Annotated in this window: 16 protein-coding genes; 3 read left to right on the top strand and 13 right to left on the bottom strand. The window is 71.4% G+C overall.

Features of this window, described 5'->3' with window-relative positions; all coding sequences use genetic code 11:
• Positions 1–266: 266 nt before the first annotated feature.
• From ACFVYX_RS32235 to ACFVYX_RS32255, 5 genes are all read right to left on the bottom strand, one after another.
• Entirely contained in the window at positions 267–1,937 is a 1,671-nt protein-coding gene (locus ACFVYX_RS32235) for a uroporphyrinogen-III synthase (protein ID WP_389685027.1), read from the bottom strand.
• A complete protein-coding gene (gene hemC / locus ACFVYX_RS32240; RefSeq protein WP_389685028.1) occupies positions 1,934–2,920 on the bottom strand; it encodes a hydroxymethylbilane synthase in 987 nt (328 codons plus the stop codon). The genes ACFVYX_RS32235 and hemC overlap by 4 nt, the downstream gene beginning before the upstream one ends.
• On the bottom strand, positions 2,917–4,281 hold the full coding sequence (locus ACFVYX_RS32245) for a glutamyl-tRNA reductase (protein ID WP_389685029.1): 1,365 nt from the start codon (positions 4,279–4,281) through the stop codon (positions 2,917–2,919). The genes hemC and ACFVYX_RS32245 overlap by 4 nt, the downstream gene beginning before the upstream one ends.
• A complete protein-coding gene (locus ACFVYX_RS32250; protein ID WP_389685030.1) occupies positions 4,278–5,081 on the bottom strand; it encodes a redox-sensing transcriptional repressor Rex in 804 nt (267 codons plus the stop codon). The genes ACFVYX_RS32245 and ACFVYX_RS32250 overlap by 4 nt, the downstream gene beginning before the upstream one ends.
• Before the next feature lie 272 nt (positions 5,082–5,353).
• A complete protein-coding gene (locus ACFVYX_RS32255) occupies positions 5,354–5,623 on the bottom strand; it encodes a glutaredoxin family protein (protein ID WP_389685031.1) in 270 nt (89 codons plus the stop codon).
• 100 nt (positions 5,624–5,723) lie between these two features.
• Here ACFVYX_RS32255 and ACFVYX_RS32260 point away from each other — a divergent pair, with 100 nt between their 5' ends.
• The 3 genes from ACFVYX_RS32260 (at position 5,724) to ACFVYX_RS32270 (ending at position 9,426) form a co-directional block, all read left to right on the top strand.
• A complete protein-coding gene (locus ACFVYX_RS32260) occupies positions 5,724–6,677 on the top strand; it encodes an HAD family hydrolase (protein WP_389685032.1) in 954 nt (317 codons plus the stop codon).
• 426 nt (positions 6,678–7,103) lie between these two features.
• The gene (locus tag ACFVYX_RS32265) at positions 7,104–7,889 is read left to right on the top strand and encodes an ECF subfamily RNA polymerase sigma factor, BldN family (protein WP_389685033.1); all 786 of its coding nucleotides are present in this window, start codon (positions 7,104–7,106) and stop codon (positions 7,887–7,889) included.
• Between the two features lie 298 nt (positions 7,890–8,187).
• Positions 8,188–9,426, top strand: a complete 1,239-nt coding sequence (locus ACFVYX_RS32270) for a DUF5667 domain-containing protein (protein WP_389685034.1) — start codon at positions 8,188–8,190, stop codon at positions 9,424–9,426.
• Positions 9,427–9,568: 142 nt separating this feature from the next.
• Here ACFVYX_RS32270 and ACFVYX_RS32275 read toward each other — a convergent pair whose 3' ends face one another.
• The 8 genes from ACFVYX_RS32275 to ACFVYX_RS32310 all read right to left on the bottom strand — a co-directional run bounded on the left by ACFVYX_RS32275 (position 9,569) and on the right by ACFVYX_RS32310 (position 16,461).
• A complete protein-coding gene (locus ACFVYX_RS32275; protein WP_389685035.1) occupies positions 9,569–10,627 on the bottom strand; it encodes a lysophospholipid acyltransferase family protein in 1,059 nt (352 codons plus the stop codon).
• A 15-nt stretch (positions 10,628–10,642) separates the two neighbouring features.
• A complete protein-coding gene (locus ACFVYX_RS32280) occupies positions 10,643–11,752 on the bottom strand; it encodes an NAD-dependent epimerase/dehydratase family protein (RefSeq protein WP_389685036.1) in 1,110 nt (369 codons plus the stop codon).
• Between the two features lie 138 nt (positions 11,753–11,890).
• Positions 11,891–11,989, bottom strand: a complete 99-nt coding sequence (locus ACFVYX_RS32285; RefSeq protein ID WP_003948845.1) for a 30S ribosomal protein bS22 — start codon at positions 11,987–11,989, stop codon at positions 11,891–11,893.
• Positions 11,990–12,153: 164 nt separating this feature from the next.
• On the bottom strand, positions 12,154–12,363 hold the full coding sequence (locus ACFVYX_RS32290) for a helix-turn-helix domain-containing protein (RefSeq protein ID WP_367824616.1): 210 nt from the start codon (positions 12,361–12,363) through the stop codon (positions 12,154–12,156).
• Between the two features lie 127 nt (positions 12,364–12,490).
• Positions 12,491–13,306, bottom strand: a complete 816-nt coding sequence (locus ACFVYX_RS32295) for a phosphatase (protein WP_389685037.1) — start codon at positions 13,304–13,306, stop codon at positions 12,491–12,493.
• Between the two features lie 105 nt (positions 13,307–13,411).
• A complete protein-coding gene (locus ACFVYX_RS32300) occupies positions 13,412–14,587 on the bottom strand; it encodes an acetoin utilization protein AcuC (RefSeq protein WP_389685038.1) in 1,176 nt (391 codons plus the stop codon).
• Entirely contained in the window at positions 14,556–15,770 is a 1,215-nt protein-coding gene (locus ACFVYX_RS32305; protein WP_389685039.1) for an MFS transporter, read from the bottom strand. The genes ACFVYX_RS32300 and ACFVYX_RS32305 overlap by 32 nt, the downstream gene beginning before the upstream one ends.
• A gap of 43 nt (positions 15,771–15,813) precedes the next feature.
• Positions 15,814–16,461, bottom strand: coding sequence for an HAD family hydrolase (locus ACFVYX_RS32310; RefSeq protein WP_389685040.1), 648 nt, complete (start codon positions 16,459–16,461; stop codon positions 15,814–15,816).
• Between the last annotated feature and the right edge of the window lie 107 nt (positions 16,462–16,568).

Below are 16,568 nucleotides of genomic sequence, written 5' to 3' on the forward strand. Positions count from 1 at the left end.
GGCATACGCCCACCCCCGTCGCGGAACACATCCGCCCCCACCCGCGTGCGACCGCACACCCCACCCCGCCCCCGTGTGGGCAGTCGTCCCGCTGGGGCGGGACGGGTGGGCACACGGGACGGCGCGCTCGGCGGCGCCTGCGCCCCTTGTGCCTGGACCCGCACCATGAGCGCGCCACCTCCCCCCGGACCCGCACCAGCAGGCCCCGGCAACGCAAAGGGTGCGGGCCCCCTCAAGAGGACCCGCACCCGAGCAACCGACTACGACTACGTCGTACGACGCCTCCGCGCCCCCGGCCGCCGCTCGGAAGGCCGCGTCACCGGATCCCCCGCCTCCAGCGCCGCCTCCCGCCTCCGCAGCCCGAAGTCCGCCAGCGCCTCCGCCAGCTTGTGCACGGACGGCTCGGGCGACAGGACGTCCACCCGCAGCCCGTGCTCCTCGGCCGTCTTGGCGGTGGCGGGCCCGATGCACGCGATCACGGTCACGTTGTGCGGCTTCCCGGCGATACCGACGAGGTTCCGCACGGTCGACGACGAAGTGAAGAGCACGGCGTCGAAGCCACCCCCCTTGATCGCCTCCCGCGTGTCCGCCGGCGGCGGCGAAGCCCGTACGGTCCGGTAGGCGGTGACGTCGTCGACCTCCCACCCGAGCTCGATCAGGCCCGCGACCAGCGTCTCGGTCGCGATGTCGGCCCGCGGCAGGAACACCCGGTCGATCGGGTCGAAGACGGGGTCGTACGGCGGCCAGTCCTCGAGAAGCCCGGCGGCCGACTGCTCACCGCTCGGCACCAGGTCCGGCTTCACACCGAAGTCGACGAGTGCGGCGGCCGTCTGCTCGCCCACCGCCGCGACCTTGATCCCGGCGAAGGCACGGGCGTCGAGCCCGTACTCCTCGAACTTCTCCCGTACGGCCTTCACCGCGTTCACCGACGTGAAGGCGATCCACTCGTACCGTCCGGTGACGAGCCCCTTGACCGCCCGCTCCATCTGCTGCGGGGTGCGCGGCGGCTCGACGGCGATGGTCGGCACCTCGTGCGGCACCGCGCCGTACGAACGCAGCTGGTCGGAGAGCGACGCGGCCTGCTCCTTGGTGCGAGGCACGAGCACCCGCCATCCGAAGAGGGGCTTCGACTCGAACCACGACAGCTGGTCCCGCTGCGCCGGGGCGCTGCGCTCGCCGACCACGGCTATGACCGGCCGGTGACCCTCGGGCGAGGGGAGGACCTTGCCCTGCTTGAAGACCTGGGCGATGGTGCCGAGCGTGGCGTTCCAGGTCCGCTGGCGGGTGGTGGTGCCGGCGATGGTGACGGTGAGCGGGGTGTCCGGCTTGCGGCCGGCCGCCACGAGCTCTCCGGCGGCGGCGGCCACCGAGTCGAGCGAGGTGGACACGACGACGGTGCCGTCGGAGGCGCCGACCTCGGTCCAGCACCGCTCGTCGGCGGTGCGGGCGTCGACGAAGCGGACGTCGGTGCCCTGGGCGTCGCGGAGCGGGACACCCGCGTAGGCGGGGACGCCGACGGCGGTGGCGACGCCGGGTACGACCTCGAAGGGGATGCCCTCGGTGGCGCAGGCGAGCATCTCGGCTCCCGCGTTCCCGTCGAGGCCGGGGTCGCCGGTCACCGCACGGACGACCCGCCTGCCGCCCCTCGCGGCCTCCATGACAAGATTGGCCGCGTCCCTCAACACGGGGACACCGGCGGTTGTTGACGCCTCGTCAACAATCGTCAGCTCCGGCGTGCTCACCCCCGCGCGCGCGTGGCCGCGAACGACCTCGAGCACCTCCGGCTCGGCGATCAGGACATCCGCTCCGGCGAGGGCCTCCACGGCCCTGAGGGTCAGGAGTCCGGGGTCACCGGGGCCTGCGCCGAGGAATGTGACGTGCCCATGGCCCGCGAAGGCCGGGGACAGCGGGCTGGTGGTCGGGCGGGTGGGGTTCAAAGTGCTCGCTCCCCCATAAGACCAGCCGCACCCTTGGCGAGCATCTCGTCCGCGAGTTCGCGTCCGAGCGCCATCGCCTCGTCGTGCGAGGTGGGTACGGGACCGGTGGTGGACAGCTGCACCAGCGTCGAGCCGTCGGTGGTGCCGACGACGCCGCGCAGGCGCATTTCGGTGACAACCTGCCCGTGACCGGGGTCGTCGGCCAGCAGGTCGGCCAGCGCACCCACGGGTGCGGAGCAGCCGGCCTCCAGGGCGGCGAGCAGGGATCGCTCGGCGGTCACGGCGGCCCGGGTGAGCGGGTCGTCGAGCGCGCCGAGCGCGGTGACGAGTGCGGCGTTCGACGCCAGGCACTCGATCGCCAGGGCCCCCTGGCCGGGGGCGGGCAGGACGGTGTCGACCGACAGGGGGTCGAGCGACAGGGAGCCGGTGAGCTCCTCCGCACCGCCGATGCGGTTGAGGCCGGCCGCGGCGAGGACCACCGCGTCCAGTTCTCCCTTGCGTACGTAGCCGACCCGGGTGTCGATGTTGCCCCGGATCGGGACGCAGGTGATCTCCAGGCCGTGGCTGCGCGCGTACGCGTGGAGCTGGGCCATGCGCCGCGGCGAACCGGTGCCGATCCGGGCGCCCTGGGGCAGCCGGTCCAGCGTCAGGCCGTCGCGGGCGATCAGTACGTCGCGCGGGTCCTCACGCCGGGGGATCGCCGCCAGCACCAGGTCGGGGTGCTGGGTGGTCGGCAGGTCCTTCAGGGAGTGGACGGCGAAGTCCACCTCGTCGGCGAGCAGCGCGTCGCGCAGGGCGGCGACGAAGACGCCGGTGCCGCCGATCTGCGCGAGGTGCTCCCGGGAGGTGTCCCCGTACGTCGTGATCTCCACGAGCTCGACGGGCCGGCCGGTCAGCTGCCGGACGGCGTCGGCCACGTGCCCGGACTGGGCCATGGCGAGCTTGCTGCGCCTGGTCCCGAGCCTCAGTGCCCTCTCGGTCATACTCGCCCTCGGTTCTTGACGTCGGCGTCATTCAGGTCGGCCCGGCTGACAGCAGCCACCGTCTCCGGGTCGAGGTCGAAGAGTGTCCGCAGCGCGTCCGCGTACCCGGCGCCGCCGGGCTCGCTGGCCAGCTGCTTGACCCGCACGGTCGGCGCGTGCAGGAGCTTGTCGACCACGCGGCGCACGGTCTGCGTGATCTCGGCGCGCTGCTTGTCGTCGAGGCCGGGCAGCCGGCCCTCGAGCCGGGCGACCTCGTTGGCCACCACGTCGGCGGCCATGGTGCGCAGGGCGACGACGGTGGGGGTGATGTGGGCGGCGCGCTGGGCGGCGCCGAAGGCGGCGACCTCGTCGGAGACGATGCCGCGTACGAGGTCGACGTCGGCGGCCATGGGCGCGTCGGCGGAGGCCTCGGCGAGCGACTCGATGTCGACGAGCCGGACGCCGGGGATGCGGTGTGCGGCGGCGTCGATGTCGCGGGGCATGGCGAGGTCGAGCAGGGCGAGCGGGGTACGCCGGCCCTGTACGGCGGTCTCGACGGCGTCGCCGGTGAGGACGAGTCCGGTGGCGCCGGTGCAGGAGACGACGACGTCGGCACGTGTCAGTTCGTCGCCGACGGCAACCATCTCGGCGGCGTGGGCGGCCACCCCCGTGCCACCGGGCTCGCTCAGGATCTGTGCGAGCCGCTCGGCGCGGGCGAGGGTGCGGTTGGCGATGACGATCTCGGAGACCCCCGCACGCGCGAGCGTGGCGGCGGCGAGCGAGGACATCGATCCCGCTCCGATGACGAGCGCCCTCTTGCCCTTGGCCCAGGTGTCGACGTCGGTGCCGTCCGTGCCGTCGACGAGTCGCTCGAGCCCGAAGGTGACGAGGGACTGCCCGGCCCGGTCGATCCCGGTCTCGCTGTGGGCGCGCTTGCCGACCCGCAGTGCCTGCTGGAACAGGTCGTTGAGGAGGCGTCCCGCGGTGTGCAGTTCCTGGCCGAGGGCGAGGGCGTCCTTGATCTGGCCGAGGATCTGGCCCTCGCCGACGACCATGGAGTCGAGTCCGCAGGCCACCGAGAAGAGGTGGTGGACGGCGCGGTCCTCGTAGTGCACGTAGAGATACGGGGTGAGCTCGTCCAGGCCGACGCCGCTGTGCTGCGCGAGCAGGGTGGACAGCTCGGCCACACCGGCGTGGAACTTGTCCACGTCGGCGTAGAGCTCGATGCGGTTGCAGGTGGCGAGGACGGTGCCCTCGGCGGCCGGTTCGGCGGCGAGGGTGTCCTGGAGGAGCTTGGCCTGGGTGTCCGCCGACAGCGCGGCCCGCTCCAGGATGGAGACCGGGGCGCTGCGGTGGCTCAGCCCGACGACGAGGAGGCTCATGCCGGCATCACGGCGGGGACGTCCCCGTCGGGTCCCTTGCGGTGGCCGCCCGTGGTGCCACGGGGGGCCGGAGGTGCGGCGGCCACGGCGGTCTCCGCCTCGGCGCCGGTGTCCGCACCGGCCTCGGCGTTCGACTCCTCGCCGGCCTTGCGCTGCTCGTGGAAGGCGAGGATCTGCAGCTCGATGGAGAGGTCGACCTTGCGTACGTCCACGCCGTCGGGCACGGAGAGCACGGTGGGGGCGAAGTTCAGGATGGAGGTGACTCCGGCGGCCACGAGCCGGTCGCAGACCTGCTGGGCGACGCCGGCCGGGGTCGCGATGACGCCGATGGAGACGCCGTCCTCCTCGATGATCCTCTCGAGGTCGTCACTGTGCTGGACGGGGATCCCGGCGACCGGCTTGCCGGTCATGGCGGGGTCGGCGTCGATCAGCGCGGCGACGCGGAAGCCTCGGGAGGCGAAGCCGCCGTAGCCGGCGAGCGCGGCACCGAGGTTACCGATGCCGACGATGACGACCGGCCAGTCCTGGGTGAGGCCGAGCTCACGGGAGATCTGGTAGACGAGGTACTCGACGTCGTAGCCGACCCCGCGGGTGCCGTAGGAGCCGAGGTAGCTGAAGTCCTTGCGGAGCTTCGCGGAGTTGACCCCCGCCGCGGCTGCGAGTTCCTCGGAGGAGACCGTGGGTACGGAACGCTCCGAGAGCGCGGTGAGTGCGCGCAGATACAGCGGAAGCCGGGCGACGGTGGCCTCGGGAATTCCTCGGCTACGGGTCGCCGGTCGGTGAGTTCGGCCAGTTGCCACGGTGCTCCTGCGGGATGAGCGGGGCTGCAGGCGGCCATATGTCCCAAGACCGCCCCGTCGAATGCAGGCTATGTCTTTGTGAACGCGTGCACAAAGATGGTGTCCGTTTTGTCCGGCCAAAGTGACCGGGGTCACGCAACTGGTTCGTATCGTCGCGGAACCGCGGAGCGCGTCAGCGCGTTGAGAACCCGAAGGGGGCATAACCGCACACTCTCCTCACGGCACCGCCCCCGAAAGCCAACAAAACGTCCATGATGGTAGCCGTCTTTCGGTCACGCACCCAGTTCGCGCCGGAGCCGCCCGGCGTCCACGCGCCAGAAGGTGTGCTGCTCGCCGTCGATCAGGACGACGGGAATCTGCTCCCAGTACGCCCGGTGGAGCTCCTCGTCCTGGGTGATGTCCTTCTCCTCCCAGCGTGCCCCCGTCTCCGCGCACACGGTCTCGATCACCGCGCGGGCGTCGTCGCAGAGATGACATCCCGGCTTGCCGATGAGCGTCACGGTGCGCGCTCCGGCGTCCTTCTTCTTCGTCCGTCCGAACATGCGCCCATTCTGTCCCGATTAACAGGAGAGCCCCGCAGTGTTCACGCCGCGGCATCGTCACAACTCGGGAAGTCCCGAACAGACTGGCTATGCTCACCGCATGGCCGCTCTGGGATGGCTCACCCCCCGTAGGCGCTCCGCCACCGCGCGCAGCGTCCTCGCAGGCGAGGCCGCTGCCGAGGCAGCGCGCAAGTCCTCGCTCCAGCTGGAACGGGAGCGGGAGGAGGCGGCGGCCACCACGGAGGCGGAGGCGCCGGCCGAGCCCGAGTTCCCGGTCGTCGGCGACGTACGGGCGGCCGCCTTCTTCGACCTCGACAACACCGTGATGCAGGGCGCCGCGATCTTCCACTTCGGCCGCGGCCTCTACAAGAGGAAGTTCTTCCAGCGCCGTGAACTCGCCCGCTTCGCCTGGCAGCAGGCGTGGTTCCGGCTCGCCGGCGTCGAGGACCCCGAGCACATGCAGGACGCCCGCGACAGCGCCCTGTCCATCGTCAAGGGCCATCGCGTCTCCGAGCTGATGTCGATCGGCGAGGAGATCTACGACGAGTACATGGCCGACCGGATCTGGCCCGGCACCCGAGGCCTGGCCCAGGCGCACCTCGACGCGGGCCAGAAGGTCTGGCTGGTCACGGCCGCCCCGGTCGAGACGGCCACGATCATCGCCCGGCGGCTCGGCCTGACCGGCGCCCTCGGCACGGTCGCCGAGTCCGTCGACGGCGTCTACACGGGCAAGCTGGTCGGCGAGCCCCTGCACGGACCGGCGAAGGCCGAGGCGGTACGGGCTCTCGCCGCCGCCGAGGGACTCGACCTGGGCCGCTGCGCCGCCTACAGCGACTCGCACAACGACATCCCGATGCTCTCGCTCGTCGGCCACCCGTACGCGATCAACCCGGACACCAAACTCCGCAAGCACGCGAAGGACAGGGACTGGCGACTGCGCGACTACCGGACCGGCCGCAAGGCCGCCAAGGTCGGCATCCCCGCCGCCGCGGGCCTGGGCGCCCTGGCCGGCGGCACGGCCGCCGCGGTGGCCCTGCACCGCCGCCGCCACTGAGGCCCGCCCGCCCCCTGCCCGCACGGATCTGCCGATACGTTTCGGCTGCGATCATCTGCGACAACCCCGGACCACGGGCCCTCACCCATCCGTGGTCGAACACCACCGCACAGGTCGACCCGCGGGCATTCCGGGCTCCTTACCCCGCAGCGGCCCGGATCACTCACGCGCCGCGGACTTGAGCACAACGCAACGCCTGCGCAGTCACACTCGAAAGCAAACCGATCAACAACTGCTCATGAACAGCGAGCAGTTTCGACTACAACCAGTAACAGAACCGACGTAACCGGTGATTTGAGCAACTGGGTGTAGCGCTGCCTGTACGAAGCGTTATTCTCCTCAGACGCACAAAGGACCCCTCACGTCGCCACGACGAGTGAACGGTCCCGCACTGCACGTGATGGAAGCTCTGCCTCTGGGAGTCCCGTGTACCCACACGTCGGGGTTGACACCTCGGGCCTGGCTACGCTGCGCGCAACGGTCCTCGACCTCTTGCGCGGCTTCGTCCCCACCGCGTACGCCGGCCCTGTCCCCGCATTCGCCTTCGCCGCCCCGGCACCCGCCGGCCCTTGCTATGCCCTGGCCGACGGCGGCGCCGCCGTGGGCAGACGCGGTGCCCGCTCCGGTACCTCGACCCCCGCCCGCCGGCCCACCGCCGACAGCGACAGCGCCCGCATGATGGACCTGGTCGAGCGCGCCCAGGCGGGCGAGGCCGAAGCCTTCGGCCGCCTGTACGACCAGTACAGCGACACCGTCTACCGCTACATCTACTACCGCGTCGGCGGAAAGGCGACGGCGGAGGACCTCACCAGCGAGACGTTCCTGCGCGCCCTGCGCCGGATCTCCACCTTCACCTGGCAAGGCCGCGACTTCGGTGCCTGGCTCGTCACCATCGCCAGGAACCTGGTCGCCGACCACTTCAAGTCCAGCCGCTTCCGCCTGGAAGTCACCACGGGCGAGATGCTCGACGCCAACGAGGTCGAGCGCAGCCCCGAGGACTCCGTCCTGGAGTCCCTCTCCAACGCCGCCCTGCTCGACGCGGTCCGCCGCCTCAACCCCCAGCAGCAGGAGTGCGTGACCCTGCGCTTCCTCCAGGGCCTCTCGGTCGCCGAGACCGCCCGGGTCATGGGCAAGAACGAGGGAGCCATCAAGACCCTTCAGTACCGGGCCGTCCGCACCCTGGCCCGCCTCCTGCCGGACGACGCCCGCTGACGGGTCCGCGCCCCCCACACGCACCCCCGAACCCCGGTTCCGCGGCTCCGCCCCCGCTCCTCCCCCACGCCTCCACACCCCTCGACCAACTCACAGTCGGTGACGCCTCGATGACGCACTGGTCCGATCATCTTTCGCGCGTAACCCAAGTGCCGCGCCGCTCGTTGTGCGGGATGCAGGCTCCCTGTGGACACGCCATGTCCGCAGCCACTCACTCTTTCGTGTGGATGCGCTCAAGGTGTGCAACCTTCCGGACACCCCGGGGAGTCGACCATCATGACGAGAGGAGGTGCCGCCAGTGATCGCGAACGTATCGGCGCACCGGCGGGCGAACGCCTTCGCCCAGACCCTGGAGGACCGGGCGTCCGAGGGCGCGGCGGCCGAGCAGTCCGAAGCCCCGGCCGAACCGGCCGAGCAGGGACGGCTTCTGGCCTTGGCGGACGGTCTCGGCGAGCTGCCGAAGCCACAGCTGGACCCCGAGGTCAAAGTGGTGCAGCGAGCCCAGCTCGTCGCCGCCATGGAAGCGATGCTCATGGAGGGCAGCGCGGCCGCGAGCGCCACGGTGCCGGAGCAGCGGACCGCCGGCGGCAAGGGCACCCACCGGGCGTCCCCGCTGCGGAAACTGCGCCCCCGTTCCCGCTGGACCAAGGGCCTCGCCGCCGGCGGCCTCACGGTCGGTGTGGCCGCGGGTGCCTTCGGCGGAGTGGCCGCCGCCAGCTCCGACGCGCTCCCCGGTGACTCGCTCTACGGGCTCAAGCGAGGCATGGAAGACATCAAGCTGGGCATGGCGGACGACGACGCGGACCGCGGCGGCATCTACCTCGACCAGGCATCCACCCGGCTGAGCGAGGCCCGCAGACTCATGGAGCGAGGCCGCTCCGGCGACCTCGACCACGAGTCGCTCAGCGAGATCCGCCGCGTCCTGGGCGGCATGAGACACGACGCCAGTGAGGGCCACCGCCTGCTCCGCCAGGCATACCAGCGGGACGGCAAGATCGCCCCGATGGCCCGGCTCAACTCCTTCGCCCAGGCCCACCGCGACACCTGGAACGGACTCCGCGACCGACTTCCCGTCCAACTGGCCGACGTCGGCAGCGAGGTGACGCACGTCTTCGACGCCATGAACGAAGAGGTCGAGCCGCTCCAGTCGGTGCTGCCCCGCACCCCCGAGAAGGGCGGGATCAGCTCGGAGCGCCCCGGCGGTACTCCCAGCTCCCCGCAGGCCCCGCAGGGGACGGACTCCCAGCGCCCGTCCTCCCCCGGCGAGGCCGCCCCCTCGGGCAGCCACTCCGCATCGACCGGCCCGTCCGGCCCCAGCACGAGCACCGGCCCGAGCGCGGACGACGGCACCACCTCACCGGAGGACGACGGCCTCCTCGGCGGCAGCGCCGGCGGACTGCTCAAGCCCTCCCCGACGGGCGCGCCCACGGCCCCTTCCGCCGACCAGGCGACACCGGGCATGCCGGACGTAACCCTTCCGCCACTCCTGCCGGGCCTCCTTCCAGGCCTCGGCATCGACAGCGAGGACGCTCGCTAGCAAGGAGAAGGGGCGCCCCCACGGACGGGGGGCGCCCCTTCTTCCTGCCCCGAAGCCCCCGGACGGGCTACGCCGGTCACGCGGGCTGCACGGGACACGCCCGGCGGCACGGGACACGCCGGGCTACGAAGCACCACCCGGGTCAGAAGAAGACCGATCTCCGCTGCACAAGCAGCTTGTAGAGCGTGTGCTGGATCTGCTCCCGCACCTGATCCGTCAGGTTGAACATCAGCATCGGATCCTCCGCCGCCTCCGGCGCATACGAGTCCGTCGGGATCGGCTCGCCGAACTGGATCGTCCACTTCGTCGGCAGCGGCAGCGCCCCGAGCGGCCCCAGCCATGGAAAGGTCGGGGTGAGCGGGAAGTACGGGATGCCGAGCACCCGCGCCAGCGTCTTGGCGTTCCCGATCATGGGGTATATCTCCTCCGCCCCGACGATCGAGCAGGGCACGATCGGCACCCCGGCCCGCAGCGCCGTCGAGACGAAGCCGCCCCGCCCGAACCGCTGAAGCTTGTACCGCTCCCCGAAGGGCTTCCCGATCCCCTTGAAGCCCTCCGGCATCACACCCACGATCTCGCCGGCGCGCAGCAGCCGCTCTGCGTCCTCCGCGCAGGCGAGGGTGTGTCCCGCCTTGCGGGCCAACTCGTTGACGACCGGCAGCACGAAGACCAGGTCGGCGGCGAGCAGCCTCAGGTGCCGCCCGGCCGGGTGGTGGTCGTGGACGGCGACCTGCATCATCAGCCCGTCCAGCGGCAACGTCCCCGAGTGGTTGGCCACGATGAGCGCCCCGCCCTCGGCCGGGATGTTCTCGACGCCCTTCACCTCCACCCGGAAGTACTTCTCGTACAGCGGGCGCAGCAGCGACATCAGGACCTGGTCGGTGAGCTCCTCGTCGTAGCCGAACTCGTCGACCTCGTAGTCGCCGGTGATGCGCCGCCGCAGGAACGCGAGCCCGCCCGCGAGCCGCCGCTCCCAGCCGGCCGCCCGGGCGACCTCCTCGCCCCCCTCACCCGGAAGACCGTCACGTACGGCCCCACCGCCCGGCCGACCGTCATGGGGGCCCTCCCCGGGCACCTGAGAGCCCTGCTGCGGCCCTGGCAGGGCCCGTACGGCCGCCGACGCCTCGCCATCGGCGCGGCCGGGCCGTCGCCGGGCCCGCGACCGGTCGTCGTCGAACGGAATGACCTTGGCGTCCGCCATCGCTGTCCGGTCTCCTCAGGCGCCGTCGTGAACGGGGGGAACAGATGAAACAGGGCGAGCAGGTGAAACAGGGTCAGCGGCACCAGCGGGCACGGCGGACGGAGCGAGGCGGCTCACGAGCCGGTCCACCGCGCCGGCGAGCACCTCGGGCGGCAGCAGCCCGGGCCCGAGGCCGCGCGCGAAGTCCGCGAAGGTCTCCGCCGTGGTGTGGCGCGGCGAGAACCCGAGGACCTCACGCGTCTGGACCGTCGAGACGACCCTGCCATGGGTGAGCAGCCGGATCTGCTCCGGCGCGAAGTCGGTGATCCCGACGGTACGCAGCGCCGTCCCCACCCAGGTGATCGCGGGCAGCAGCACCGGCACCGTGGGCCGCCCGAGCCTCCGCGCGCACTGGGAGAGCAGCAGGACCCCGTCGCCCGCGACGTTGAAGGTGCCGCTGTTGAGAGTGGCTCTGCGCGGCTCGTGGGCCGCCAGGCGCAGCACGTCGATCACGTCGTCCTCGTGGACGAACTGCAGCCGCGGGTCGTAGCCGAGGACGGTCGGCAGGACCGGCAGTGCCAGGTACTCGGCGAGCGGGGAGTCGATCCGTGGCCCGAGGATGTTCGCGAACCGCAGCACGCACACCGCCACGTCGGGACGGCGCCGGGCGAAGCCCCGCACGTACCCCTCGACCTCGACCGCGTCCTTCGCGAAGCCCCCGCTCGGCAGCGACTTCGCGGCCGTCGTCTCGGTGAAGACGGCCGGGTCGCGGGGCGCGGAGCCGTACACGCTGGTACTGGACTTGATCACGAGCCGGCTGACCCGCGGCGACTTCTGACAGGCGCCGAGCAGCTGCATGGTGCCGATGACGTTGGTCTCTTTGACCGACGTACGGCCGCCGCCCCCGAGCGCCGTCCCGGTGACGTCCAGATGGACCACCGTGTCGACGTCGTGCTCGGCGAGGACCTTGGCGATCTCCGGCCGCCGGATGTCCGCCCGTACGAACTCGGCGGCGCCGAGCTGGTGAGCCGGGTCGACCGCGTCCACCGCGATCACCCGCTCCACCTCCGGATCCCGCTGGATCCGCCGCACGAAGCGGCCCCCGAGATGCCGGGCGGCACCGGTGACGAGCACGACCTTGCCCAAGATCAGCGCCTTCCGTCCGTCTTCCGTTGGTCGCCACCGTAGCGCCTCGAGATTTCCGCGCAAATAAAACGCGGCCCTCCACCGCGAACGGTGAAGGGCCACGCCTGACGCACAGAACGCTGCGAAGCAGCTGTCGCCTTACTTCTTGTTGCGACGCTGAACGCGCGTGCGCTTCAGCAGCTTGCGGTGCTTCTTCTTGGCCATCCGCTTACGCCGCTTCTTGATAACAGAGCCCACGACTACCCTCGCTCACTTCTCGGAACATCCCCGCCTCCCGGCGGGGATCGGTGCGGGGCGTCTGGGCCCACACGACCTACGTCGGCCTAGCCTACCGTCCCGAGCACCGCGCTTGTAATCCGAGGGACATACGGAGCTTTCCCGGCGTTGTCGCCGCGCTCGCGCTACGCGGTCCCCACCCCCACGAAGGACTCCCGCAGGTACTCGTGAACCGCCTGTTCCGGCACCCGGAAGGACCTGCCCACCCGGATCGCCGGCAGATGACCACTGTGCACCAAGCGGTACACGGTCATCTTGGACACGCGCATCACCGCGGCGACTTCCGCCACGGTCAGAAACTTGACCTCGTTGAGAGGTCGTTCGCCAGCAGCCATGACCCACCTGTACCTTCCGCCGCGACGCCCACCGGCTTCCCCTCCGGTGACTCTTCGTCGCCGAGCGCTCACGCTCCAGCCTAGGGGCGGGTGGTACGAGTGGGGAAGAGGAGCTGCCATCGCCCGTTTACCGTGACAGACACGCTCGATTGAGTACATAGCGCGTCAGTGGACGGTAGTAGTCGGAGCGCACGCCGTCATCAAGCGGAACGGCGACCGACACCTGTCCCTCCGCCTCGCCGACGAACAGCGCCGGATCATCCGTATCGGCGAGACCGATGGCCTCGATACCCAGCTGACCTGCCCCGCAGACCCATCCGTGATCCCCGACCACGAGCTCGGGCAGCGGCCCGCCGCACTCCGCGGCGCCCTCCAGAGCGGCCCTGACCGGCAGCGGCGAGTGGGAGTGCGCCCCCGGCTCGCGCCCACCCCCCGACGGCCCCGGCTCCCGCACCAGTGCGACCCCCCGGACGTAGTCGAGGACGTACGTGCGTAGACCGAACCGGGTCGTTATGTCGACACATCGCCCCTGCGCCGGGGTGAGAACAAGACATCCCGCCGTCGACAAGGCGTCTGCCAGAGCGGCGTAGAAACCGAGCAGCCGGTGCGGATGCCCCGTCCCGATGAGCACCGGAACCCGCCGAGCCGCCGCCGCCCCCAACCGCGCCGCGAAGGCGTCGAGCCCCCGCACCGTGCGCTCGGGATCGATGACGTCGGGCCCCGTCCGGTGCGCCGGATCCCCCGAGACCCCGCACTTGTCGGCCATCAGCCGCAGCAGATCGGCCTCGCCCCACCCCCACGCGGGGTCGAGCCCCAGCAGCACCCGCGGATCGCGCGCGGCGAAGAGCCGGTAGCTCCGCAGGCTGTCCTCCCGCGACGTCGCCACCGTTCCCGCCAACCCCGCCGCCAACAGATGCGCCCGCAGCGCCCCGGTACTCAACACCCCCCCGATGCTGCCGGAACACCCGGACCACAGAGCCCGAACCCCCCGGACACCCCACAGTCGGCGTAACACCCACCCGAACGTTCTACGGGCGACCGGGCGCGTCTACGCGAGCAGCCCCCGCAACGGGAAAGCCGCCTTCCGGGTCGCGAGCACCGCCTGGTCCAGGCGGTCCGCCGGGTCGTACCCCTCGGACCAGTCCCGGAAGCCCACCGGCCACCGCCCGTCCGTCATCCGCTGCGGCCCCGGCTGCCGCGTCCGTGCGTACGCCTCGTCCCGCCACGACGAAGGAATCACCGACTCCGGGTCCACCGGGGCGTGCGCCGCGATCCCCACCAGATGGGTCCACGACCGCGGTACGACGTCGACCACCGCGTATCCACCGCCGCCGAGCGCCAGCCACCGCCCCTCGGCATGCTCGTGCGCCAGCTCGTGACACGCCTCCTGTACGGCCCGCTGCGCGTCGAGCGACACCGCCAGATGCGCGAGCGGGTCCTCGAAGTGCGTGTCCGCCCCGTGCTGGGTGACGAGCACCTGCGGCCGGAAGTCCGCGAGCAGCTCCGGTACGACCGCGTGGAAGGCCCGCAGCCACCCCACGTCCCCCGTCCCCGCCGGCAGCGCCACGTTCACGGCCCCGCCCTCACCGGCGCCGGCCGCGCCCGTCTCCTCCGGCCACCCCGTCTGCGGGAACAGCGTCCGCGGATGCTCGTGCAGCGAGACCGTCAGCACCCGGGGATCCTCCCAGAACGCCGCCTGCACCCCGTCCCCGTGGTGCACGTCCACGTCCACGTACGCGACCCGCTCCGCGCCCAGCTCGAGGAGCCGGGCGATCGCCAGCGAGGCGTCGTTGTAGACGCAGAAACCCGAGGCGGACCCCGGCATCGCGTGATGCAGACCGCCCGCGAAGTTCACGGCGTGCGCCGCCTCCCCGCGCCAGACCGCCTCCGCCGCGCCCACCGACTGCCCGGCGATCAGCGCCGACGCCTCGTGCATCCCGGCGAACGCCGGATCGTCGACCGTGCCGAGCCCGTACGCCTGGTCAGCGTGGAGCGGATCCACCGACGCGGCCCGGACCGCCGCCACGTAGTCCTCACGGTGGACGAGCCGCAGCGTCGAGTCCCCCGCCGGCTTCGCCGCCACGACGGCCACCGCCCGGTCGAGCCCGTACGCCCGCACCAGCGACATCGTCAGCGCGAGCCGGACGGGATCCATCGGATGCTCGGGCCCGAAGTCGTACGCCGTGACAGCTTCATCCCACATCAACAGTGCGCGGCCGCTCATGCCCGCCACCGTATCGGGCCGCTCGCGAGCCGAACGACGTGGCATACACCACCGTCACCAGGACCAGCGCCATCGGCACCAGCATCGCCCCGCGATAGCTCCACGCGTCCCCGAGCGCCCCCACCAACGGCGACCCGACGAGGAACCCCACGTAGTTGAAGACGTTGAGCCGCGCCACGGCCGCGTCGCTCGCTCCGGGACCGCTCCCTTCGAAGGCGAGCCGACCCGCTGCCGCGAAGGTCTGCGGCACGATCACGCTCAGCCCCAGCCCCAGCACCGTGAACCCGGCGATCCCCACCCAGGCCCCCGGCGACACGGCCACCACCGCGAACCCCGCCGCGGCCAGCACGGCCCCGGCCCGCACGACCGCCGCGGCCCCCATCCGCCGCACACCGAAGTCCCCGACGGCCCGCCCGAGAAGCGTCGTCACCATATACGCGTTGTACGGCACGGTCGCCAGCTCCTCCGAACCGCCCAGCACGTCCTGGAGGTACTTGGCACTCCAGTTGGAGACGGTCGAGTCCCCTATGTAGGCGAAGGTCATGACGAGACAGAGCGGCAGCAGCAGCTTGAACGGCACCCCGCTCCCCTTGCTCTCCCCCGGCTCCCCCGCCGACCGGTCCCCACCGGCCACGTACCACCGGCTCCCGACGAGCGCGACGGGCAGCAGCACCGCCACCACCGGCAGATACGACACGAACAGCGACAGATCCCAGTGGGCCCCCACCCAGGCCAGCGAGGCACCGGCGATCCCACCGAGGCTGTACGAGGCGTGGAAGCCGAGCATGATGCTCCGCCCGTACGCCCGCTGGAGGCTGACCCCCAGCATGTTCATGGACGCGTCCAGGGCGCCGACCGCGAGCCCGAAGAGCCCCAGGGCGACAGCCGCCTGCCACAGCTCGCCGCCCACCCCCACGCCGAGCAGCGAAAGCAGGACGAACGGCTGGGCCCACCGCAGCACCACCGCGGGCCCCACCCTGGCGACGACCTTCTCCGTCGCCACGCTCGCCACTCCGGCCAGGATCGGCACGGCGGCCAGAAACGCCGGCAGCAGCCCGTCCGAGATCCCGTACTGCTCCTGGATCGCCGGTATTCGGGTCACGAGCAGGGCGAAGGTGACGCCTTGTACAAAGAAACTGACCGCCAGGGATCCCCGCCCACGCCGCAACCGCGCATCCGTCATGGCGGCACAGCGTAGGGCCGTGACCTACCGCGGGGTAGATGGATCACAACCCCAATATCGCGGGCAGCTCGTCCATCCCGCTGAAGAACCCGACGGCGCCCGCCAGCTTCTCCTCGGGCGTCATGGCGGTGAACCCGTACGCGTCCATCCCGGCCGCCAGCGCCGCCTGCACCCCGAGTCGGCTGTCCTCGACCACCACACACCGCTCCGGCGCCACCCCCATCCGCGAAGCGGCGTGCAGGAAGAGATCGGGCGCCGGCTTGCCCCGCCCGACGTCCTCGGCGCTGAACACGATCTCGTCCCGGAACCAGGCGTCGAGCCCAGTCTTCTGGTGCCCCACCCGGATCCGCTCATGGCTCCCCGAGGAGGCCACACAGTACGGAACCCCGGCCCCGGCAAGCCGCTTGAGCACCTCCTCGGCCCCGGCCACGGCCTCCAACTCGGCCTGGAAAGCGGCGAAGACCCGCGCATGGAAGGTCTCGTCGAAATCCACCGGCAACCGCTGCCCACTCCGCTCTTCGACGACCTCATGGATCCGGTGCATGGCGGACCCCATGTAGTCGCGCACCGATTCCTCGTACGAGGTGGGGTGCCCGAGCTCCGTCAGATAGCCGGCCAACAGCGTGTTGGAGATCGGCTCGCTGTCCACGAGCACACCGTCGTTGTCGAAAATCACCAAGTCGTAGCGCATGGCGCCCAGCTTAGAACGCAAAAATGCCTCAACCCCCGGACAGAGTCCGGGGGTTGAGGCTAAAAATTGTTCGGCGGCGTCCTACTCTCCCACAGGGTCCCCCCTGC

The organism is Streptomyces sp. NPDC058326 (assembly GCF_042879855.1).
Lineage (GTDB): Bacteria > Actinomycetota > Actinomycetes > Streptomycetales > Streptomycetaceae > Streptomyces.

Excerpts from the sequence above, each read along its gene's own strand:
- hemC (WP_389685028.1), bottom strand. The coding sequence starts at position 2,920 with ATGACCGAGAGGGCACTGAGGCTCGGGACCAGGCGCAGCAAGCTCGCC.
- ACFVYX_RS32275 (WP_389685035.1), bottom strand. The coding sequence starts at position 10,627 with ATGGCGGACGCCAAGGTCATTCCGTTCGACGACGACCGGTCGCGGGCC.
- ACFVYX_RS32290 (WP_367824616.1), bottom strand. The coding sequence starts at position 12,363 with ATGGCTGCTGGCGAACGACCTCTCAACGAGGTCAAGTTTCTGACCGTG.
- ACFVYX_RS32255 (WP_389685031.1), bottom strand. The coding sequence starts at position 5,623 with ATGTTCGGACGGACGAAGAAGAAGGACGCCGGAGCGCGCACCGTGACG.
- ACFVYX_RS32310 (WP_389685040.1), bottom strand. The coding sequence starts at position 16,461 with ATGCGCTACGACTTGGTGATTTTCGACAACGACGGTGTGCTCGTGGAC.
- ACFVYX_RS32260 (WP_389685032.1), top strand. The coding sequence starts at position 5,724 with ATGGCCGCTCTGGGATGGCTCACCCCCCGTAGGCGCTCCGCCACCGCG.
- ACFVYX_RS32245 (WP_389685029.1), bottom strand. The coding sequence starts at position 4,281 with ATGAGCCTCCTCGTCGTCGGGCTGAGCCACCGCAGCGCCCCGGTCTCC.
- ACFVYX_RS32305 (WP_389685039.1), bottom strand. The coding sequence starts at position 15,770 with ATGACGGATGCGCGGTTGCGGCGTGGGCGGGGATCCCTGGCGGTCAGT.
- ACFVYX_RS32300 (WP_389685038.1), bottom strand. The coding sequence starts at position 14,587 with ATGAGCGGCCGCGCACTGTTGATGTGGGATGAAGCTGTCACGGCGTAC.